General features: G+C 59.4%; 17 protein-coding genes and 1 tRNA gene. 2 read left to right on the forward strand and 16 right to left on the reverse strand.

Features of this window, described 5'->3' with window-relative positions; translation table 11 throughout:
• Nucleotides 1-433 precede the first annotated feature (433 nt).
• The 9 genes from rplT to recJ all read right to left on the reverse strand — a co-directional run bounded on the left by rplT (nt 434) and on the right by recJ (nt 11370).
• Nucleotides 434-793 carry a 50S ribosomal protein L20 gene (gene rplT / locus I2D57_RS04445; RefSeq protein ID WP_195361622.1) on the reverse strand — a complete coding sequence of 120 codons (360 nt, stop codon included), beginning with the start codon at nt 791-793 and terminating at the stop codon, nt 434-436.
• 39 nt (nt 794-832) lie between these two features.
• A complete protein-coding gene (gene rpmI / locus I2D57_RS04450) occupies nt 833-1024 on the reverse strand; it encodes a 50S ribosomal protein L35 (RefSeq protein WP_006234422.1) in 192 nt (63 codons plus the stop codon).
• A 32-nt stretch (nt 1025-1056) separates the two neighbouring features.
• Complete coding sequence (gene infC / locus I2D57_RS04455) at nt 1057-1626, reverse strand: translation initiation factor IF-3 (protein ID WP_006234423.1); 570 nt, start codon at nt 1624-1626, stop codon at nt 1057-1059.
• 431 nt (nt 1627-2057) lie between these two features.
• A tRNA-Leu gene (locus tag I2D57_RS04460) sits at nt 2058-2144 on the reverse strand.
• 39 nt (nt 2145-2183) lie between these two features.
• On the reverse strand, nt 2184-3617 hold the full coding sequence (locus I2D57_RS04465) for a transglutaminase-like domain-containing protein (protein ID WP_195361623.1): 1434 nt from the start codon (nt 3615-3617) through the stop codon (nt 2184-2186).
• A gap of 256 nt (nt 3618-3873) precedes the next feature.
• Entirely contained in the window at nt 3874-4740 is an 867-nt protein-coding gene (gene fba, locus I2D57_RS04470) for a class II fructose-1,6-bisphosphate aldolase (RefSeq protein ID WP_117736934.1), read from the reverse strand.
• Nucleotides 4741-4934: 194 nt separating this feature from the next.
• Complete coding sequence (locus tag I2D57_RS04475; protein WP_324249200.1) at nt 4935-5618, reverse strand: MBL fold metallo-hydrolase; 684 nt, start codon at nt 5616-5618, stop codon at nt 4935-4937.
• 88 nt (nt 5619-5706) lie between these two features.
• A complete protein-coding gene (locus I2D57_RS04480; protein WP_195361625.1) occupies nt 5707-8067 on the reverse strand; it encodes a RelA/SpoT family protein in 2361 nt (786 codons plus the stop codon).
• 15 nt (nt 8068-8082) lie between these two features.
• Nucleotides 8083-11370: a single-stranded-DNA-specific exonuclease RecJ gene (gene recJ, locus I2D57_RS04485; RefSeq protein ID WP_195361626.1), complete on the reverse strand. Its 3288-nt coding sequence runs from the start codon at nt 11368-11370 to the stop codon at nt 8083-8085.
• A 274-nt stretch (nt 11371-11644) separates the two neighbouring features.
• Here recJ and I2D57_RS04490 point away from each other — a divergent pair, with 274 nt between their 5' ends.
• Nucleotides 11645-12643, forward strand: coding sequence for a bile acid:sodium symporter family protein (locus I2D57_RS04490; RefSeq protein WP_195361627.1), 999 nt, complete (start codon nt 11645-11647; stop codon nt 12641-12643).
• A 30-nt stretch (nt 12644-12673) separates the two neighbouring features.
• Here I2D57_RS04490 and I2D57_RS04495 read toward each other — a convergent pair whose 3' ends face one another.
• The 7 genes from I2D57_RS04495 to I2D57_RS04525 all read right to left on the reverse strand — a co-directional run bounded on the left by I2D57_RS04495 (nt 12674) and on the right by I2D57_RS04525 (nt 19188).
• Nucleotides 12674-13471 (reverse strand): DUF4931 domain-containing protein, encoded by a 798-nt coding sequence (locus I2D57_RS04495; RefSeq protein WP_195361628.1) that lies wholly within the window; start codon nt 13469-13471, stop codon nt 12674-12676.
• Nucleotides 13472-13474: 3 nt separating this feature from the next.
• Nucleotides 13475-14152, reverse strand: a complete 678-nt coding sequence (locus I2D57_RS04500; RefSeq protein WP_195361629.1) for a copper homeostasis protein CutC — start codon at nt 14150-14152, stop codon at nt 13475-13477.
• A 174-nt stretch (nt 14153-14326) separates the two neighbouring features.
• Complete coding sequence (locus tag I2D57_RS04505) at nt 14327-15040, reverse strand: ABC transporter ATP-binding protein (RefSeq protein ID WP_006234438.1); 714 nt, start codon at nt 15038-15040, stop codon at nt 14327-14329.
• Nucleotides 15041-15901, reverse strand: a complete 861-nt coding sequence (locus I2D57_RS04510; protein ID WP_195361630.1) for an ABC transporter ATP-binding protein — start codon at nt 15899-15901, stop codon at nt 15041-15043. It lies immediately after the preceding gene.
• A complete protein-coding gene (locus I2D57_RS04515) occupies nt 15891-16970 on the reverse strand; it encodes a branched-chain amino acid ABC transporter permease (RefSeq protein WP_195361631.1) in 1080 nt (359 codons plus the stop codon). Before I2D57_RS04515 ends, I2D57_RS04510 begins: the two co-directional genes overlap by 11 nt.
• Nucleotides 16971-16979: 9 nt before the next feature.
• On the reverse strand, nt 16980-17861 hold the full coding sequence (locus I2D57_RS04520; RefSeq protein WP_040358647.1) for a branched-chain amino acid ABC transporter permease: 882 nt from the start codon (nt 17859-17861) through the stop codon (nt 16980-16982).
• A gap of 139 nt (nt 17862-18000) precedes the next feature.
• Nucleotides 18001-19188 carry an ABC transporter substrate-binding protein gene (locus I2D57_RS04525; RefSeq protein WP_195361632.1) on the reverse strand — a complete coding sequence of 396 codons (1188 nt, stop codon included), beginning with the start codon at nt 19186-19188 and terminating at the stop codon, nt 18001-18003.
• 476 nt (nt 19189-19664) lie between these two features.
• On the opposite strand from I2D57_RS04525, the gene I2D57_RS04530 reads away from it, so the two are divergent.
• On the forward strand, nt 19665-21008 hold the full coding sequence (locus I2D57_RS04530) for a homoserine dehydrogenase (RefSeq protein ID WP_195361633.1): 1344 nt from the start codon (nt 19665-19667) through the stop codon (nt 21006-21008).
• The last annotated feature ends 192 nt before the right edge of the window (nt 21009-21200 follow it).

The raw sequence follows: 21200 nt of genomic DNA on the forward strand, positions 1-21200 counted from the left end.
CCTCTCGGCGGCCTTGCGAAAAACAAATCCAAGTTAGACCATTTCAAATGGTTCGATGTCTGCCCGGATGCGACACTGAAGTAAGTGTCCATCCTCGCAGTATCCGGTTCTCAAGGTGCACGCCCCGCGGCTCATCCGGTTCCACCGGGCCGCGCGGCAAGGAGATATATTGCCAGACCGCGAAGCCTTGTGGGACGTCAATTCCACTCTTCACAAGTCCTACACAACATATCGCTTTCTATAGGTAATAGAAAGACTGGTGCGGATCTTCCGCACGTATCAGATGATGACCCTTTGGTTCAGGAATATATAGAGATCGGTCACCTGTAAGTGTCTATCTACCCGCGCTTTTAGCAATGTAAACCGCGCTTCAGATAAAAAGAGGGAGCGCCGCGCACAACGCGACACTCCCCTAGCGATTCAAGAGAATCTATTAGGCCTCGAGAGCCTTCTTGGCGATGTTAGCCAGCTCGTTGAAGGACTCGATGTCCTCGTAAGCCATCTGAGCCAGGACCTTGCGGTCGAGCTCGATGCCGGCAACCTTCAGGCCGTGCATGAACTGAGAGTAAGAGATGTCGTTCAGACGAGCAGCAGCGTTGATACGAGTGATCCAGAGAGAACGGATCTCGCGCTTCTTGTTGCGGCGATCACGATACTGATACTGCAGGGAGTGCTGGACCTGCTCTTTAGCATGCTTGTAAGTACGCGAAGCGGCACCGTAGTAACCCTTCGCACGGTGCATAACGGTACGGCGCTTCTTCTTGGCGGCAACAGCGCGCTTAATACGTGCCATGTTCTATCAACTCCTAGACGGTAAAACGAAAAAACGAACTTAGGCGAGACGCGACTTGATGACCTTGCGGTCGGCAGCGGCGATCTCGGTCTCCTGACGGAAGCCACGCTTACGCTTGGTGGACTTCTTGCTCAGGATGTGGCTCTTGAAAGCCTTGGCGCGCATAAGCTTGCCGGTACCAGTCTTGCGGAAACGCTTCTTGGTGCCGCTGTGGGACTTCATCTTAGGCATGAAATACTCCTTAATCGGTTACAGAACACTAGTTACTTGGTATCGCTTGCCGCTTTATCCTCATCGAAGGCGCCCTTAATCGGGGCGAGCAGCATAAGCATGTTACGGCCTTCCATCTTAGGCTTGGACTCGACCGTAGCGTAAGGCTTGAGATCCTCGGCGAGGCGCTCGAGAACGTTAAGGCCCTGCTCCGGGTGAGCCATCTCACGGCCGCGGAACATGATGGTGATCTTAACGCGTGCGCCCTTCTTGAGGAAACGCAGAACGTGGCCCTTCTTGGTCTCGTAGTCGCCAACGTCGATCTTGGGTCGGAACTTCATTTCCTTGACCTCGACCTTGGACTGGTTCTTACGAGCAGCCTTGGCCTTCATGGCCTGCTGGTACTTGAACTTACCGTAGTCCATGACCTTGCAGACCGGCGGCTCCGCGTTGGGAGCGATCTCGACCAGGTCGAGACCCTGATCGTCGGCGACGCGCTGGGCATCGCGGATGGCGAACAGGCCGAGCTGAGAGCCATCGACGCCAATCAAACGGCACGAAGATGCAGTGATCTCGTCGTTGATGCGGGTGTCATCAGACTTAGCTATTTTCCCTACCTCCATTCATAAAAAAATAACCCGGCGCTTCTCAGCAACCAGGTCGTACACATAGACTTCCTCGATTTGAGGAAGGTAATCTAAGTTGTATGACCAGTCAGCTGCTCATTGGCGCCAAAAGGTGGGAACCCTCGGGTTCCTCTTTAGGGCATTGCGGGAACAACGCCCTGCGAATAATAACACGTACAGCGCGTTATCACATTACGTACACGAAAAAGGGGCCTTGACCCCCTTGAACGCTCACTTGCATGTATGGTGCCCGAGGCGAGACTCGAAGGGTCTTCGCTTCGCGAAGCCGCGGGCTTCGGGCGCACGGCGCCCTCGCCACGCTCCGCTACAAACAGGCCACAGGCCTGTTTGCTTAACGCTCCGCGCGCTCACGCGAGTTCGGCACGAAAAAGGGAGCCTAGACCCCCTTGAACGCTCACTTGCATGTATGGTGCCCGAGGCGAGACTCGAACTCGCACGTTGTTGCCAACGGTGGATTTTGAGTCCACTGCGTCTGCCAATTCCGCCACTCGGGCACGCAATGCGTGAGTTAGTTTATCACAGCTTTCTACCGATTAGTCCGAAAATGGAACTTCGAGCATTTCGATGAGTTCGACCGTGCGGAGCATCTCGCGCCGACGGCATCCGCGACCGTCGACCGAAGCCTCACCCATCTGGTTATCGTAAGGGTCCTCGCGCATGCCGTCGAAAGAGGGCTCAAACTCTGCCTGGAATCGATTGTTGGCCACCATACGCCACGGGTCGAGATTGCCAAAGTAGTGGCGGCGGCGCCACTCCTCCCCCATCCTGCGAGCAGAAGATCCAAATGACACGTCGGCGTTGAGCCAACCGGTCTGCGGCGTATAGAACTCTGCCCAGTCGTGCGACCCCACCGAATCGGGCGCAACGTACAGGCCGCTCTGCCAACGGGCAGGCACGCCCGCGATACGGCACATGGTGATAAACGTGAGCGCCATAACGCCGCAATCGCCGCGGAGCGAATGCGCGCAGTCATCGGCAATAGATCCCAAAAGCAAGTACGGCGGCTGATAGCGATAGTCGATATGCTGCGTCAGGTAATCATAGATAGCACGGGCGCGATCGAGCGGATCCTCGAGTCCGTCAACAACACCGGCCGTCAGCTGCTGCAGATACGGTGTGAATGCAATGTGCGGACGGTCCTCGGAAATATCCTCGGGCAGAGGCGCGTCCATACGCGGATGAACCGGAAGTGTGCCACCGTAGACATCACAATAAGCAGCATCGATGTGATAACGATAGGTCACCGAGAATGAGCGTTCACTCGAAGAAGACCACGAGGCGGTACGTGCCGAAGCGTTCGCGGGAGCAACAGCACCCTCCGGCGTCATGTCGAGAATCTCGACCCGAGACTGCTGACGACAGGCAGCCGCGACGGGAAGCCAAGCGCAAACGGTCTCCCCCTCCAGAGCGCCGGGGACAGACAAGGACGCCTTAAGCGTAATAACGCGAGTCAATCCGTTTTGCGACTCCATCTCCTTGAGCATCTCGTTGCGCAGTGCTATTCCGTCCGTAGAATCGGGACGCATGCCGGGGACCTCTTTGGGATATACGCGAAGCGAATCGAGGAAGCTATCGAGAACGAACAGCTCGCCATCGATAAAGCGCCAGTCAATACGCTCACGGTCAATCAAGTCGTCAAACTGCTCCTCGGTAAACTCAGGCCACTCCTCGCGAATCATCGCAATAGCCCGAGCGCGCAACACCGAAAAATGAAGCGGCGTCTCAAGCATGCGATACCGCTCGGCACGAACGCAGGCAGCAAGCGAGGGATCGGGATCTTGGGCAAGTAGGCGGTCGCAAGCCTCAATAGCCTGCGAAAGATACCCCGCGTCCTTTAAACGCAGAATCTCGGGTGGCAAGCCAACATCTAGAAAACGGAAGTCATCATTGCAAACATCAACAGAGCAACCAACAGGACCCTCGTCAATAACCTTCCCATCCGAAGGCAGCACATTAATAACAGCCATACCAAACTCCAAGTCATTAGAACTCTTGAAGTCCATTGTAGCGAGATAAAAAGAAAGCCCCAATAAAGGAACCCTCAACACCGATAAACGGTACCTATAAAAAATGAATTCAGCCCAGTAACCCTGTGGCGAGTTAACGAAGGAGGCCCCGTTCACCCGAAGCTTTTCCCATTGCGCGACTTCTGGCAAAGCCAGGTGAGCGCAAGGGAAAAGCGTAGGGTGAACGGGGCCTCCGACGGGAAAGTTAAACCGCTACTTACGCCTTGTTGACGGAGCCAAACTCCTCCATGAGCTCCTTGGTGCGGGCAACGATGTTGTCGCGACCAGGCTTGAGGAGCTTGCGGGGGTCAAAGCCCTTGCCCTGCTGATCCTTGCCAGCCTCGATGTACTCGCGAACGCCCTTGGCGAAGACGAGCTGCAGGTCGGTGTTGACGTTGATCTTGGAGATACCCAGGGAGATGGCCTTCTTGATCTGATCCTCGGGGATGCCGGTGCCACCGTGCAGAACGAGGGGCAGGTCGCCGGTCTCGGCCTTGATCTCGCCCAGACGCTCGAAGGAAAGGCCAGCCCAGTCGGCGGGATACACGCCGTGGATGTTGCCGATACCGCAGGCGAGGAAGTCGACGCCCAGGTCAGCAATCTGCTTGCACTCAGCGGGGTCAGCGAGCTCGCCGTTGGAGGTCACGCCGTCCTCGGTGCCGCCGATGCCGCCGACCTCGGCCTCGATGGACATGCCCTTGGAGTGGGCAAGCTCAACGAGCTCCTTGGTGCGGTCGAGGTTAAGCTGGAAGGTCTCCTCGTGAGAGCCGTCATACATGATGGACGTGAAGCCGGCCTCGATGCACTTGAAGCAGTCCTCGTAAGAACCGTGATCGAGGTGAAGGGCGACGGGAACGGTAACGCCCGTGGCCTCGACGGCAGCCTTGACCATGTCGGCGCAGACCTTGAAACCGCCCATCCACTTAGCGGCACCAGCGGTGCACTGAAGGATCAGCGGAGACTTGGCCTCCTCGGCGGCCTGGAGAATAGCCAGGGTCCACTCGAGGTTGTTGGTGTTGAAGGCACCGAGAGCGTACTTGCCGGCCTCGGCCTTCTTGAGCATGTCTGCTGCGTTGACGAGCATAAAAGAAACCTCCTGTAAGGTTGCTCCGATAACGCCTGAGATTTTACCACGACATACCCAAGCATAAACGTTCGTTTGTTCACGAATACCATCCGATTGGACAAATTTTGACCGTTTGCCCCACAGAATCGACCCACTGGGGAAAATAGCTTGACGATTGAGCGGTCTTCGTGGTTCGAAAGACGGCTTCGAGCCTACATCTGCATAAACGGATTCTGCATAAGTTCGCGCGCCATCGTGGTCGAATCGCCATGGCCCGTCAAGCAAACGGTATCGGGCGGAAGCGTCTTGGCAAGTTTGGAGAGCGAGCGCATAATCGCCGCCTCGTCACCGCCGGAAAGATCGGTACGACCGTGGCTGCCCGGGAAAAGCGTGTCGCCCACAAAGGCGACGTTCCCCTGCTCGGTCGCGGCGAACAGGACGATGCCGCCCGGCGTATGCCCCGGCGTCTCGATCACCTGCAGGCAGACGTCGCCCACCTCGATTGTATCGCCCTCGGCAAGCAAACGCGTCGGCTCACCCGGATCGGGCGTCTCGATACCCCACATGGTGCGCTGCTCCTCGATATTTGCGCGAGGTACCGTCACGTCCTTAGCGCACAACTCATATAGTGCGCCGTCGCCAACAACAGCTCGAACCCCGGCGACCCCGCCAACATGGTCGGCATGACCGTGCGTGCAGACAGAGCCGAGTACGCGCACCTCGGGATGCGCGGTGCGGATATGCTCCACAAGACGCTCGCCCTCCCACGCCGGATCGACGATTAAGCACTCGTCATTCGAAATCACGGCGTAACTGTTGGTCTGAATGGGGCCGTTGACGAGTGTCTCAATCGAAGCCGCACCTCGGGGTGTCAGGTCCAAAGTCATATCGCCCATGCGCATACCCTCCTTCTAAAATACGTTCGAGGCACCAAACGATGCCTCGAACGTAACCAATATCTATGATGCTGAGAGGCTCTCGCACCTACACACGGCGCTTGAGCTGAGCTCCGCCTTCGCCGGGCATAAGACGGCGAGCGTCGTAGACCGAATCGACACTGCTGATGGAAGCCAGCAGCGGATCCAGGCCGCTCGCATCCGAAATTTCGACCATAAAGCGCAGGGTCGCAATACCCTCGCGGTTGGTCGACGTGGCGGCAGAAAGGATATTGCCGCCTGCATCGCCAATGGCAATGGTGACGTCCTTGAGCAGGCCCATGCGGTCCAGGCACTCGACCACGATCTCGACCTGGAAGAGGGTGTCGGCAGCGCCGTCCCACTCCACATCGATCATGCGCTCGGGATGTTCCATAAGACCCTTGACGTTAGGGCAGTTGGCGCGATGCACCGAAACGCCACGACCGCGCGTGATGAAGCCGACGATGTCGTCACCCGTCACGGGGTTGCAGCAATGAGCCAGACGGACCAGCAGGCCGCTGTTGCTCTCGCCCTTGACGATAATGCCGTTACTGGCGCTCTTGCCGCGCTTTTGCGGCTTGCGGTTGGAGCCGCGAGCGGGCTGCTTCACGACCTCGGCGATAGCCTCGGCCTTGGTGAGCTGTTCCTCGGGCTTGGGGTCCAAGATTTGCTCGACCTTATTGCCCACAGCGCGCGGGGCAACCTTGCCGGCGCCGACGGCGGCAAACAGGTCCTCGAGCTGCTTGAAGTTAAACTGCTCCGCCACGGCGTTGAGTGCACGCGTCGAACGCGGCGTAGAAATGCCATAGCCACGCTTACGCAGGTCCTTGGCCAGCATATCGCGACCGGCGGCAGCGTCGTCGTCCTTGGTCGCAGCGGCAAAATAGCGGCGGATCTTTGACTTGGCGGAAGGTGTCTTAACGATCTTGAGCCAATCGCGCGACGGCTTGGAACTCTTGTTAGTCAGGATTTCAACGCGGTCGCCCGTCTTGATCTCGTGCGTGAGCGGAGCCACCGCACCGTTGATTTTGGCGCCGACGCAGTGGTTTCCCACCTCGGTGTGAACGGCATAGGCAAAGTCGAGCGGCGTGGAGCCGGCACGAAGCGCCATGACCTCGCCTTTGGGCGTGAAGACAAAGATCTCCTGATCGAACAGATCGACCTTCAGCGAGTGCAGGTATTCCTTGGCATCGGTGATCTCGTCGGAAGCCGCCCAATCGAGCGAATGCTTGAGCCAGTTGATCTGGTCGTCCAAACGTTGAGCGTCATTGGTCTTGGAAGCAGACGATCCGCCCGACTTCTTATATAGCCAGTGGGCGGCAATGCCGTACTCGGCCTGCTCATGCATCTCGTAGGTTCGAATCTGAATCTCGAGCGGACGAGCCGTAGGGCCGATGACCGTCGTGTGGAGCGACTGGTAGTTATTGACCTTGGGCATGGCGATATAGTCTTTAAAGCGACCGGGCATGGGGTGCCACAGCGTATGCACCGCGCCGAGCGTGGAGTAGCAATCGCGCACCGAATGCGTGATGACGCGCAGTGCCACCAGGTCGTAGATCTCGGAGAACTCCTTGCCCTTGCGCTTCATCTTTTGGTAGATGGACCAATAGTGCTTGGAGCGGCCGTTGATCTGGAAGTCCTCCAGACCAATGCGGTTGAGCTCATCGGTAAGCGTCTTGATGGTCTCGGCAAGGTAGCGCTCGCGGACCTCGCGCGACTCAGCCACCATGCGCGCGATGCGCTGGTAGGCATCGGGCTCCAGGTAGAAGAAGGACAGGTCCTCGAGCTCCCACTTAATAGAGCTTATGCCCAGGCGGTCGGCCAAGGGCGCGTACACGTCCATGGTCTCGCGAGCCTTAAACAGGCGACGATCCTCGCGCAGGGCTGCCAGCGTTCGCATGTTGTGCAGACGGTCGGCAAGTTTAACGATGATGACGCGAATGTCCTTGGACATGGCGAGGAACATCTTGCGCAGCGTGAGCGCCTGCTTCTCGTCCATGCTGTCGACTTCGATGTTGGTGAGCTTGGTCACGCCATCGACAAGCTCGGCCACCGTATCGCCAAACAGGCCGGAAACATCGGTGAGCGAGGTCTCGGTATCCTCGACGGTATCGTGCAGCAGCGCGGCGCACACCACATCGCAGTCCATCTTGAGATCGGCCAGAATGATGGCCACCTCGACGGGATGGTTGATGTACATCTCACCCGAGCGCCGCTTTTGGTTGCAATGCTTCTCGGCAGCAAAGCAGTAGGCCTGCTCAACCTTAGAAAAGTCGTCCTCATTCATATATTTGAGGCACAGACGCTCCAGCTTGTCGTAGCTGTCCGCCATAATCTCGGGCGGCAGCTCATCGGCATGCTTATAGTGCTCCATCTCCGAAAACGGCTGGAGGGTGGAATCATGGGCGGTACGGGCTGCGGCATCCATCGAGGTCCCCTTCCCCTAGGCCCGCGGTACGATCGGGCGGTTAACTTTGGCTAGCATATCAGAAGCGCACGAATCGAGCGCCCAGCTCCGGAAAGCCGAGAACTCCATGCGCGAGCGCAAGCCCTCCAAATAGCGAATTGACCTGCTCAATTGCACGCGGCCGGGGTTTTCGGCCATCGCGATGCGACGAGTGTCGTCAAACCCCGAAACTCGACAGAAACCAAGCTCTTCGAAGATTCCCAGGCCGCTTTCCACCGAACGCTCGTCGACCGGCGTGCGCGCATCGATGGCAAGGCACATCTGCGCGATGTCGATATCGCTCGCGCTAAAGGAATCGTCCCCGGTTTTGCCGCGGTTGGAGCGCCACATGGTCTGCAGCGCGCGATAGAGCGTGACGAGCTCGTCGCGCTCGGGCGCATAGCAGTCGAGCAGGCGCTCGTTAATGCGGGCGTCGCGCGACGAATAGAGCAGATGGATCACGGCGGGCTGGCCATCGCGGCCGGCACGTCCGCTCATCTGGTTGAACTCAATGCCGCCAAACGGCATGTGGTACAGCACGACATGGCGGATATCGGGTAGGTTGACACCCTCGCCAAAGGCGGAGGTCGAAACAATGCAGCTGAGGCTTCCGTCTCGGAATGCTTCCTCCACGCGGCGGCGATCGGAACGCGCAAGCCCCGCGTTATAGAACGCGATATGGGTTGCGCAATCGGGCACACGCTTGCGCAACGTCTTGGCGAGCGCCACGGACTGGTCGCGCGAATTGACGTAGATGACGGTCTTTTCCCCCGTCGCCACAATCGACACCAAACGGTTCTCGCGACTTGCAAGATCACGGTCGTCCTCGAGCTGCAGGTTCTCGCGCACCGTCTCGTCGACCACCGTGCGAGTGATCGGCAGCATGCGGGCGAGCTCGGCCACGACCGGAGCCGTCGCGGTGGCCGTCGCAGCCATAACGACCGGGTCGCCCAGGGCTTTGAGGATATCGGGCATGTCGAGATAGGCGCTGCGGTCGCCGCCCTTGGCAAGACCGGCATGATGCGCCTCATCGATAACGACAAAGCCGATGCGGCCCGAACGCGCGAAGCGGTCACGGTGGATTGACAGGAACTCGGGCGTCGTGAGCACGATACCGGTGCGGCCTGAAGCTAGGCCGGCGAACACGTCATCGCGTGCGGCCTCCACGGTCTCGCCGGTCAGCACGCCAACGCCAATGCCAAGCGATGCCATCGTCGACGAGAGGTGATAGGCCTGGTCGGCAACGAGCGCACGCAGCGGATAGACAAAGATGCTCGCACGTCCGCGAAGCACCGCCTCACGCGCGGCATGCACATGGAAGATGAGCGACTTGCCGCGGCCCGTTCCCATAACCGCCAAGACACTCTGGTGATCGGCCAAGGCGTCGAGCGCCTCAACCTGCGCGCGGTGCGGCTGGCTCGATCCGATAAAGCTATGGATAAGCGAGCGCGTGAGCTCGGTATAGGAAAGCTGGGCGAGCGTCTCGCGCTTACGCGACTCCAGGCGCAGGCCGGAATCCGCCGGCTGCACGCCACGACGAAGCTCGCATGCCGGATCGTCGACGCTGGGCAGCGTGGTATCGCGGACCAGAACATCCTTGATCATGAGCTTGGGCTTCACACGCCCCTGCCAATGCTCGGCAACGGCCTCGAACACCAAGTCGACAGCGCTATCGCAGTTGATGAGCCTATCGATTTGCGGCACGCGGAACATAATGGCCGGCACGCTCGCGGCGCCATCGGTCGCCACAAAGCGCATGTGCTCGCCGGTCTTACCCACCACGGCGCGATCGCACATCGTCACGCCCTCGGCAGCCAGCAGCGGCACCTTATTACCCTGGCCAAACGGCTCAAGGCGGGAAATCTGCTCGATGGTCTCGATATTCAATTCGGAAAGGTCGACCGTGGCGGCAACCTCGTCGGTGTCCTCAAAGTCCTCGGCGGGAAGCTCGGACAACACGGCGGAAAGGCGACGGCGGAACTCATCGAGCTTGGATGCCTCGATGGTCACACCCACCGCACCGGCATGTCCGCCGCGACGAATCATCAGGTCGGAACAGCGTTCGATGGCGTCAAACAGGTTAACTTTGCCCACCGAGCGACCAGAGCCGCGCGCGATACCGTCCTCGATCGAGAACAGCAGCGCCGGCACGTGGTAGCGGTTGGTCAGACGGCTCGCCACGATGCCCTTGACGCCCTCGTGCCAGCCTTCGCCGCCCACGACGATCGCGCGTCCGCCGTCATAGGTCTCCTCGACCTTTGCCATGGCATCGCGCGTGAGCTCCGCCTCGATCTCACGGCGCTGGCGGTTGATTTCCTCGAGCTCAGCCGCCAGTGCGCTTGCTTCGATGGGATCGCGGGCAAGCAGCAGGTCGAGCGCCAGCTTGGGATCAGCCATGCGACCGGCAGCGTTTAAGCGGGGAATGAGCGAGAATGACAGGCCATCCGCCGTAATGCTCGAAAGGTCCGCCTTGGCGAGCACGGCAAGCGCGATATAGCCGGGGCGAGCGGTTACGCGCATCTGCTGGATGCCCTCGGCAACCAGCGCGCGGTTCTCGGGCGTGAGCGGCATCATGTCGGACACGGTGCCCAACGCCGCGACCTCGATTAGCGAACGCCAATACGACGGCTTGCCCAGGCGCTCACCCAGGACTTGCACCAGCTTGAGCGCCACACCAGCACCGGCAAGCTCACGCGAGGGGCCCTCGTCTTCGAGCTTGGGGTCGGTCAGGGGCACACCCTGCGGCACCTGGTCGGAGGGCTCGTGATGGTCCGTGACCACCAAATCGATCCCCAGGCTCTCCAGATAGGAAACCTCTTCCTTGGCGGCAATGCCGTTATCGACGGTCACGATCAGCTGGGGGCGAGCGAGCTCGTTAACGCGGTCGAGTGCCGCGCGCGAAAGACCGTAGCCCTCATCAAAGCGATGCGGAATAAACGGCGTGACATCGGCGCCAAACGTGCGCAGCGCCTCGGTCAACAGGCAGGTCGACGTAATACCGTCAACGTCAAAATCGCCAAAGACTGCAATGTGCTCGTGGTTGCGAATAGCACGCTCGACGCGGTCGGCAACGACCGACATGCCCGGGATAATGAGTGGATCGGCCCAGTCGCGATCGAGCGAAGGCGTCAAAAACAATTGGCCCTCTTTGATGGAGCCAATGCCGTGCGCGACCATAATGCGCGCCACCAGCCCGGGAATGCCCAGACCAGCCGAAAGCTCCTTTTCGAGCTCGGGGTTTTGCTGAGCGACCGCCCAGCGATGCGTCGTCTTAAGCGATGACATAGGCACCCACCCCCGATAGGGGCAGGTCGCCGCGATACCTCTCACGGTTCATAGCGATGAGTCCTCTGTGTATGCCCGCTTCGGCAGGCAGATCTGTTGAACGGATTTATTATACCGTGCGGCGCGGACGCAAATCGCCGCAGCACGCCGCGGTTTCGGTAAACGATGCCGGTAATACCCTCGAAATAATCGAGCGTTTCAGCCGCACGGACGCATACGAGCGTCTAGCATATCCATACAAACGAGTTCGCGGATAAAGGGAGTCACGGGACATATGAAGCAATGGACTGGACTGGGAAAGTTCCTCGCGGGGCATATGCAGGTCATCGTTCCGATTTGCGTGGCGCTCGGCGTGCTCTTTCCCCAGCAGATTGGCGTGCTCAAGCCCATTGTTCCCGCCCTCTTCGCCTTTATGACGTTTCAGGGTGCGCTCAGCAACACCTTCCACCAGGTAGCCGAGGTGTTCCGCCGTCCCCTGCACCTGATTTTGGCACTGCTCGTCTCGGCGGCGCTTATTCCCATCGCGGCCTATGCCATGGGATCGTTATTCTTTGGCTCCAATCCCAACCTTGTCTGCGGCATCGTGCTCGAGTACAGCGTACCCGTGGCGGTCACTGCCTTTATGTGGATTAGCATGTTCGGCGGCAACGGCCCGCTCGCGCTCACCATCATCCTGACGTCCTCGGTTATCTCCCCTGTGACGATTCCGCTCACGCTCAAGCTCCTGCTGGGCGCCACCGTCTCGATCGATGTGCCGAGCATGATGCAAGACATGGCCTTTATGATCGCCATCCCCGCCGTGCTCGGCATCGTGATCAACGAGCTCACGCGCGGATGGGGGCACGAAAAACTCTCCCCCGTGCTCTCGCCCGCCTGCAAATTCATGATGATGGGCGTTATCGCCTCCAACTCCACCGCCATGAGCGAGTACGTGCTGCACATGAACGCGGTGCGCTTGGAAGTCGCCCTCTTTATTTTGGTCTTCGCCATCAGTGGCTTTGTCTTCGGTTTTCTGGTCGCCCATACGCTGCATCTGCCATATAGCGAGACGACCACCATGTGCTTTACCTGCGGCATGCGTAACATCTCTTCGGGCGCCGTCATCGCCACGCAGTACTTTCCGGACGAAGTCGTGTTTCCCGTCATGTGCGGAACGCTGTTTCAGCAGGTACTCGCCTCGCTTATCGGGCATCTCTTTGAGCGTCTGACCGGCGAGGAGCGCGCCGCCCAGCGCAAGCGCGTCGAAGCCGGCCGCGACGCCATGGCACGCTAGACTGTCCGCATTACGCGGGTGTTAGTCTTGCTATACGAGCGTTTCCAGATGCGCACGCAGGCGCTCAGCATCGATATCGAGCGTTGTCTCAGCATTGACCTGGGCCAAACGATAGCCGACAAAGTAGGGCGAAACCACCCAACGTGGCAGCGCCTTGGCAATGGTCCGACCGCCCAGGTGATAGAAGAACAGGTTGTACGACTCTGCGCGACCACCGTGGTGCTCGTTCAGAATATAGCGCAGAGCTACCTGGATCGCATCGGCGAAGAGATCCGCCTCGGCTTGGTCTCTCGTGTCATCGCTGGCAGCGATTCCCTGCGGGGCTGAAACGTTGATCTCAAAGAACCCCATGATCGGTTCGGTTGAGATGTCGACCGAGATTCTCCCCTGTTGCCAGACACTGATGCCTTCAAAGTTGGCTGAGGCCAGCGCCGCATAGCCGTCCTCCTGTTCCAAGCCCACAATCTGCATGTGTGGATGGACGAGGCTGCCGCCCGAAAGCGGGCCTTTGTTCTTGTACATGAGCACACTGCAGTACTGTTGGGAATCGATCATCTGCTGCCAACAGCCCAGGGCAAACCGCATCACATGATGCAGCTCATCCGGTTCATAGGTCACCAGGTCGGCATCGTGATCGGCCGACTCGATCAGCACGGTTTGACGGGTGGCGCGCAGGGTCTTGAACTTATTCTCGAGCCAAATGCAATCGCCATCACGGCGAATGATGTCGGTGAGTCCTTCTGTATCGCAAAAGGGGCACGCGGTGCCGGGACGACGGTTGTCGTCGGGCTTACCGTTCGCCTGCTGAACGTCAAATACCAGCGCCACGGGTTATACCTCCAGCGGCACAATCTTGGTGCCATGGAGCTCGGAGACGCCCAGTGCCGCCGCCACGGTATCGCGGTTGACCGTGGAAATGCCGCCGCCGGGAAGGATGGTCAAGCGGTCGCCCGCATACTCGATCAAGCGGGCCAGGTTTTCGAAGTTGTCCTCGATCGGCGTACCGGCAGCGCCACCATGCGTCAGGATGCGTGTGATGCCGCAGTCGGCGAGTATGTCAATCGCGTCGAGCTGAGCCTCGGGCGAGAGCTGATCAAACGCCATGTGGAAGGTGATGTCGATGGGTTCACGCTTGCATTCCTCGGTCGCGCAGCCCGCGGCCATCACGAGGGCGCCCAACGTAAGCTCGTCGAGTGCCCATCCGCCAGCGCAGGGCTTGCAGCAGCCAAAGGCCAAGCCGTCAACGCCGGCGCTCACGGCAAGGCCCAGGTCCATCTCCATCATACGCAACTCGTCCTGGTTGTAGTGAAAGTCGCCGCCACGCGGGCGAATCATGCACATCACCCGTGCATCGTGCTCGTGGGCATAGTTGGTCGTAGCGCTGATAACGCCGGCCGAAGGCGTGGTGCCACCAACGGCAAGGTTATCGCACAGCTCGATGCGCTTTGCACCGGCATCGATAGCTGCCGGCACCCGCTCAAAGTTCTCGGCACAAAACTCATACAGCATAGATAGACCCCCAAAGACAGCAGATGTTTTCCGACGGGCATTGTCACACATCCCCATGAAGTTGCGGTGGAATAGGGACTCTTTTGGCCTCTGGAGCCCGTATTCAGTCCCTATTTCACCGCATCTAAAAAGGGGCGCTGACTGAGATAGTCAGCGCCCCTTTTGTTAGGTGGGTTAGCCTCCGAGGTAGGCTTTGCGGACGTTATCGTCGTGCAGGAGCTCTTGGCCGGTACCGGTCATGGTGATCTTGCCGGTCTCGAGCACGTAGCCGCGCGTGGCGATGGAAAGCGCCATCTGCGCGTTTTGCTCAACCAGAAGCACCGTGGTGCCGGCCTTGTGCAGGTCCTCGACAATCTGGAAGATCTGTTCGATCAGAATCGGTGCCAGACCCATGGAAGGTTCGTCGAGCATAAGCAGTTTGGGGTTACTCATAAGGGCGCGCCCCATAACGAGCATCTGCTGCTCGCCGCCTGAAAGGGTGCCGGCGACCTGGCGACGACGTTCCTTCAGGCGCGGGAACTGCTCGTAGACGCGCTCCAGGCCCGGAGCCACCGTGGACTTGGGCTGTGTATAGGCACCCATCTCCAGGTTCTCCTCGACCGTCATCTGCAAAAAGGCGCGACGACCCTCGGGAACCTGAGCCAGGCCCTTACCAACCAGCTTATCAGCGGGCGTATGGGTAATGTCCTCGCCCATAAACTTGATGGAGCCGGTCTTGGAACGCAGCAGACCCGAGACGGTTTTAAGCGTCGTGGACTTACCGGCACCGTTCGCACCGATCAGAGCAACGATCTCGCCCTCGTTGACGTTAAAGGAGATGTCCTTGATGGCGTGGATAGCGCCGTACCAGACGTTGATGTTGTAGACGGATAGCATCGGCTCTGCCATTTAGTTCTCCCCCTTATCCTGCTTGCCCAGATACGCCTCGATAACGGCGTCGTTGTTCTGGATTTCCTCTGCTGTGCCCTTGGCGATAACCTTGCCAAAGTTAAGCACGCAGATGCCTTCGCAGATGTTCATGACGAGCGACATATCATGCTCGATAAGCATGATGGCGATGCCGAAGGCGTCGCGAATCTTGACGATGTTCGCCATGAGCTCTGCGGTCTCGGACGGGTTCATGCCGGCGGCAGGCTCGTCGAGCAGCAGTAGCTTGGGGTTGGTGGCAAGCGCGCGGACGATTTCCAGACGACGCTGAGCGCCGTAAGGAAGCGAGCCGGCCTGTTCATTTGCCAGGTGCTCCATGTCAAAAATGGACAGCAGCTCCATGGCGCGCTCGTGGGCGGCCTTCTCGTGCTTCCAATACGTCGGCAGGCGCAGCACGCCCTCAAAACCGGAGTAGCGCTCCTGATTGTGCAGGCCGACCTTAACGTTGTCCTCCACCGTCATGGTATTGAACAGGCGGATGTTCTGGAACGTACGGGCAATACCCATGCGGTTGACCTGGTAGACCGACTTGCCCGAAGTGTCCTCACCGTCGAGCAGGATGGTGCCGTGCGTAGGCTGGTACACCTTGGTGAGCAGGTTGAAGACCGTGGTCTTGCCGGCACCGTTGGGGCCGATGAGACCGGCAATCTCGGTCTTGCCGATGGTTAGGCTAAAGTCGTCGACCGCCTTAAGGCCGCCGAATTCAATGCCCAGGTGAATGCACTCGAGCGCCGGGCGCTGGCCCAGGTCGCGGTCGGGAACGATGGCGCCAGAAGGATACGGGACCATCTTGCCCTTGTTGAACTCAAACTTACTGGGCATCGGCTGCCACCTCCTTCTTGGAAGCAAAGCGGTCCTTAATGCGTGCGAAGAACGCCTTGAGCTGTGGGTTGTTAGTAAAGACCATGACCAGAATCAACACGATGGCGTAGATGAGCATGCGGTAGTCCGAGAACTGACGGAGCAGCTCGGGGAGCACCGTGAGCAGCGCCGCGGCGATAACGGAGCCGCGCATATTGCCCAGGCCGCCCAGGACCACGAACACCAGAATGAGGATGGACGTATTGAAGTCGAACTTAGTGGCGGAAAGCTGCGAGAAGTTACCGCCGAACAGGGCTCCGGCAGCGCCGGCGAGGGCAGCGGAAACCACGAAGGCGATCATGCGGTACTGGGTGACGGAGATGCCCACAGACTCGGCAGCGATCTTGTTGTCGCGCACGGCAATAATGGCACGACCGGTACGGCTGCGAACCAGGTTGAGCACAATCACGAGCGCGACCATAACCAGGATTGCGCCGGCAAGGAAGGTCGAATAGGTCGACACGCCCGATGCGCCCTGCGCGCCCTTGATGATGGCGGTGCCGTCCTCGAGCAGGTGCAGGTCGTCGATCGTGGAGTTACCCGTGATGTTAAAGATCACATGCAGGCCGCGGGAATCGACGCCCACAATGAGGCAGGTGACGACCTCTTTGATGATCTCGCCAAAAGCCAGGGTCACAATGGCCAGATAGTCGCCGCTCAGGCGCAGGACCGGGATACCGATCAAGAAGCCCAAGATGGCAGCGGCGATAGCGCCGACCACAATGCTGACAATCAGGCGCATCGGGTCGGACGGAACGGCGCTCTCCAGTGCGACGGCGGTGACGATTCCCGTATAGGCGCCGACGCTCATAAAGCCCGCGTGGCCCAGCGACAAATCGCCCGCGATGCCGACGACGAGGTTAAGGGAGATGGCCATGACGATATAGGCCGTGATGGGAACCAGCTGACCGGCGATCATGCGCGGGATCATGTGGTTAGACTGCATAAAGAACACGATGGCGAACGCCACAAGGCATATGGCGTACGTAACAAAGTCATGACGCGTCTGCTTGTCTTTAAGAAACTTCATAACGCTCACCTACACCTTCTCGGGAACGTACTTGCCCAAGAGGCCGGCAGGCTTGACGAGCAGGACGATGATCAAAACACCAAAGACGATGGAGTTGGCAAGGCTCGTGGAAATGTAAGCCTGCGCCATCGCCTCGATGATGCCGATGAGAATGCCGCCGACAAAGGCACCAGGAATGGAGCCGATGCCGCCGAAAACGGCAGCGTCGAAGGCCTTGATGCCAGGCATGGCGCCCGTCGTGGGCTGTAGCACCGGCGAGTAGGAGCACAGGAGCACGCCGGCGATGGCGGCAAGTGCCGAGCCGATAGCGAACGTCATCGAGATGGTGCGGTTGACGTTGATGCCCATGAGCTGAGCGGCGGCCTTGTCCTCGGACACGGCGCGCATGGCCTTGCCCATCTTGGTCTTACCTGTAAAGAACATCAGGCCGGCCATGATAACCAGGCAGGCGACGATGGTGACGAGCGAGACGGCGCTTACGTTGAACTTGGCCAAGAACTCCGGCACCGGAAAGGTGACGAGCGAAGTGAAGTTCTTGGGCGTGGCGCCCCACAGAAGCTGCGCGGCGTTCTGCAGGAAGTAAGACACGCCGATGGCCGTGATCAGAACGGCCAGCGGGCCCGCCTGGCGCAGCGGCTTATAGGCCAAACCCTCAATGAGAACACCGAGAACCGTGCAGACCACACAAGAGAGAACTACAGATGCCCAGCCTGGGAGGCCGAGATACGACGTGGCGCAGAACGAGACATAGGCACCGACCATGATGACGTCGCCGTGAGCGAAGTTGAGCATCTTGGCGATACCGTAGACCATGGTGTAGCCCAACGCGATGATGGCGTAGACGCTGCCCATGGACAGGCCGTTGACCAGGTATTGGATAAAGACCGTCATGTTCCACATCCCCCTTTCGAATAGGTTTCCAGTTAATGTATGAAACAGGGACGTTACACTGTCCCTAGATACCAAGCAAGCAGGGAAGGCCAAAACCTCCCCTGCTTGGGATCAAAACCGCTCTATGTAAGGCGGCCAATTAGGCCTGTACGTACTTGCCGTCGGTGATGACGTACGCCGTGGGATCCTTCTGGACCTGGCCCTTATCGTTCCAGGTGAGCTTGCCGGTCAGACCGTCAACGGTAATCTTGAGCATAGCCTTGGACAGCTTCTCGGCGGCCTCGGTCGGATCGGCGTCGACACCAAGACCGGCCTCCTTGACGGCCTCGGCCACCGCGTGCACGCCGTCGTAGGCGTCGGCGGCAAACTGGTCGGGGGTATCGCCGTACTTATCCTTGTAAGCGTTAACGAAGTCGGCGTTCTTCTCGTCGTCGGCGGAGAACGGGGTCATGAGCAGCAGACCCTCGGCAAGAGAGGTATCGAAGCCCTCAACGCCCAGGATGCCGTCCATGCCGTCGCAGCCCATCATCTTGACGTCGTAGCCCATGTCCTTGGCGTTCTTGAGCAGGACGGACGCCGGCGTGTAGTAGATCGGCGCAAAGATCATGGTGGCGCCGGCCTGCTTGGCCTTGGTCAGCTGATTGGTAAAGCTCGTGGCGGAGTCGTCCTTAAAGGTCTCCTCGTCAACAATCTCGAGCTTGGACTCAGCAGCCTGGGCCTTAAAGGAATCTGCGATGCCCGAAGAATAGGCGTCGCCGGAGTTATAGAACAGCACGAACTTTTCGTCCGCATACTTCTGCGCCAGGAACTTGGCAGCGTTGACACCCTGGTTGGGGTCGGTGAAGCAAACCTGGAAGACGCAATCCTTGCCGTCGGTGACGTCCTCGGAGGACGCGGACGGGGTGATCATGAACGTCTTGGGGTCGTTACCGCACTCGGCGGCAACGGCAACCGACGCACCCGTGGTGGTCGGGCCGACGAGGGCCTGCATGCCCCAGTCGAGCAGGGTGTTGAAGGCGTTGACGGCCTTCTCGCCGTCGGCCTGGTCATCCTCGGCCTTGCTGGCAAGCGGCAGCTCCTTGGTCGAGAAATCCTTGCAGCCAAGCTCGACACCCTGGGTAACGGACTTGCCGTAGGACGCGTTGGCGCCGGTCAGCGGGCCGATGGTACCGATCTTAAACGAAGCGTCGCTCGAAGCGGAACCGCTGTCGCCGCCGTTGGAGGAGCAGCCAGCTAGAATGGACATCGCCCCCAGACCTGCTGCGCTCGCGATAACGCTCCTGCGATTCATAACAGGGTTCAATGACTTACCGGTGAGGCTCGACATGCGGCTCTCCTCTCAAATCTCGTCGGGTTTCGGTTACCCGACAGGCCATCCTTCGCCGTGTTCGGCGTTCGCAAAATAGTAGACGCTTTAGTTGAGAAAAGTGGCGATTATTTCAACTTTTCTTTTGTTTTGCCCATTTATCCATAATTCTGCGTATTCCTGTCGGTTTATGCAGTTTAGCCACTTTATTGTGTGAAAGTAATGTTTCCGTTCTGTTACAGGCGTCCTTGCCCTGAATAAAACGGCCCCACCGACCGCGTTTTGTACGCACCTAGGCGGCGATGTACTTGCCGTCCTGAATCACATAGGCTGTAGGTCGTATGTAGTGAGCATGTTTCCAATGTTTCCGCAGCGTTTCGGGGGTGCCGTTTTGTGCGACTCCTGTTGCCTGGCGAGCACGCGCCCTCGGTTCACGCTAGAATGCACTCAACCTTTAAGCGGTTAATCCATCCATAAGATGCACGAAGGAGCTATCTATGAGCGAACCCCTGCGCACCGTGAACGTCGGCCTCATCGGTCTGGGAACCGTCGGCGGCGGCGTGGCCCGCCTGATTAAGAGCCACCACGATGAGTACCTGGCCGCCTACGGCATCGACCTTAAGCTGACCCGCGCCTGCGCGCTTGCCTGGGAGCAGGCCGAGGCAGCAGGCATTGAGCGCGAGGCCTTTACGAGTGACTGGCATGATGTCGTCACCGACCCAGCCGTCGATATCGTCGTCGAGCTCATCGGAGGCGAGCACCCCGCGACCGAGATCTTCACCACCGCCTTCGAGAACGGCAAGCACGTCGTCTCTGCCAACAAGGCCCTGCTGGGCCGTCATGTCGAGACGCTCGCCGAGAAGGCGCGTGAGTGCGGCGTGCAGATTAAGTGCGAGGCCAGCTGCGGTGGCGGCATCCCCATCGTCAGCACGCTCGAGCACGACCTGGTGGGCAACAAGATCCTGACCATCGCCGGCATCCTCAACGGCACCACCAACTATATCCTGTCGCGCATGGACGCCGAGGGCGCCGATTACGCTGACGTGCTCGCCGACGCCCAGGCCAAGGGCTATGCCGAGGCCGACCCGTCCGCAGACGTCGACGGCTTCGACGCCGCCAGCAAGACGGCCATCCTCGCCTCCATCGGCTTTGGCACCCGCGTTACCACCGATGATGTGTGCCAGCAGGGTATCCGCACCATCGGCGCCGAGGACATCGCCCAGGCCCGCGAGCTCGGCTACACCATTAAGCTGCTCGGCATCGCCCGCAACACCGACGCCGGCGTCGATGTTCGCGTGCATCCCACGCTGATTCCCGCCGACCATATGCTTGCCAAGGTCAACGGCGCCATGAACGCTGTCTACGTGGTAGGCGACGCCGTAGGCGAGACCATGTTCTACGGTGCCGGCGCAGGCTCCTTCCCCACCGCGAGCGCCGTCGTGGGCGATATCCTGTCGCTCTCCGAGCAGATCAGCCGCGGCGTGGCTCCGCTGCCCGAGATTGAGCCCTATGGCCACAACCTCGCCTTTAAGCCCATGGACGAGCTCCAGACCAAGTACTATGTGCGCCTGAAGGTCGCCGACCGCGTGGGTGCCCTGTCCGAGACGGTCAACATCTTTGCCAAGCACAACATCTCGATCTCGCTCATCAACCAGGTCGAAGACGGCAAGTCGGGCGTCAGCGATGCCTGTTCGGTCATCTTCCTGACGCACCGCGCGCTCGAGAAGGACGTCCAGGCTGCCGCTGCCGAGCTTGCCAGCGTCGACTGCGTGGCCGAGGTCGCCAACGTCCTGCGCATCGAGGACGTTGAGGCTTGGACCGAAGGCGTCATGGCGAACTAGTTCGGTTTACACCCCACAACGCATTTGCTCGAAGGGCTCCCGTCCGATGTGGGATGGGAGCCTTTTTGTCTCCTGCCCTAAGCACAACGACAGGGCACATTTGCGCGAGCCGCTCATCGGTAACGCGGGCTACCGTTCACCGATATGCAAACACGGCCGATTCCGGTTACGGCTACGCTGTGCTGCGAATGT

The organism is Collinsella aerofaciens (assembly GCF_015553355.1).
Classification (GTDB): domain Bacteria; phylum Actinomycetota; class Coriobacteriia; order Coriobacteriales; family Coriobacteriaceae; genus Collinsella; species Collinsella aerofaciens_V.

Bases quoted from the DNA above. Each gene is read 5' to 3' on its own strand.
- rplT (WP_195361622.1), bottom strand. From the start codon at position 793: ATGGCACGTATTAAGCGCGCTGTTGCCGCCAAGAAGAAGCGCCGTACC.
- rpmI (WP_006234422.1), bottom strand. From the start codon at position 1,024: ATGCCTAAGATGAAGTCCCACAGCGGCACCAAGAAGCGTTTCCGCAAG.
- infC (WP_006234423.1), bottom strand. From the start codon at position 1,626: ATGGAGGTAGGGAAAATAGCTAAGTCTGATGACACCCGCATCAACGAC.
- I2D57_RS04465 (WP_195361623.1), bottom strand. From the start codon at position 3,617: ATGGCTGTTATTAATGTGCTGCCTTCGGATGGGAAGGTTATTGACGAG.
- fba (WP_117736934.1), bottom strand. From the start codon at position 4,740: ATGCTCGTCAACGCAGCAGACATGCTCAAGAAGGCCGAGGCCGGCAAG.
- I2D57_RS04475 (WP_324249200.1), bottom strand. From the start codon at position 5,618: ATGGGCGATATGACTTTGGACCTGACACCCCGAGGTGCGGCTTCGATT.
- I2D57_RS04480 (WP_195361625.1), bottom strand. From the start codon at position 8,067: ATGGATGCCGCAGCCCGTACCGCCCATGATTCCACCCTCCAGCCGTTT.
- recJ (WP_195361626.1), bottom strand. From the start codon at position 11,370: ATGTCATCGCTTAAGACGACGCATCGCTGGGCGGTCGCTCAGCAAAAC.
- I2D57_RS04490 (WP_195361627.1), top strand. From the start codon at position 11,645: ATGAAGCAATGGACTGGACTGGGAAAGTTCCTCGCGGGGCATATGCAG.
- I2D57_RS04500 (WP_195361629.1), bottom strand. From the start codon at position 14,152: ATGCTGTATGAGTTTTGTGCCGAGAACTTTGAGCGGGTGCCGGCAGCT.
- I2D57_RS04505 (WP_006234438.1), bottom strand. From the start codon at position 15,040: ATGGCAGAGCCGATGCTATCCGTCTACAACATCAACGTCTGGTACGGC.
- I2D57_RS04510 (WP_195361630.1), bottom strand. From the start codon at position 15,901: ATGCCCAGTAAGTTTGAGTTCAACAAGGGCAAGATGGTCCCGTATCCT.
- I2D57_RS04515 (WP_195361631.1), bottom strand. From the start codon at position 16,970: ATGAAGTTTCTTAAAGACAAGCAGACGCGTCATGACTTTGTTACGTAC.
- I2D57_RS04520 (WP_040358647.1), bottom strand. From the start codon at position 17,861: ATGACGGTCTTTATCCAATACCTGGTCAACGGCCTGTCCATGGGCAGC.
- I2D57_RS04525 (WP_195361632.1), bottom strand. From the start codon at position 19,188: ATGTCGAGCCTCACCGGTAAGTCATTGAACCCTGTTATGAATCGCAGG.
- I2D57_RS04530 (WP_195361633.1), top strand. From the start codon at position 19,665: ATGAGCGAACCCCTGCGCACCGTGAACGTCGGCCTCATCGGTCTGGGA.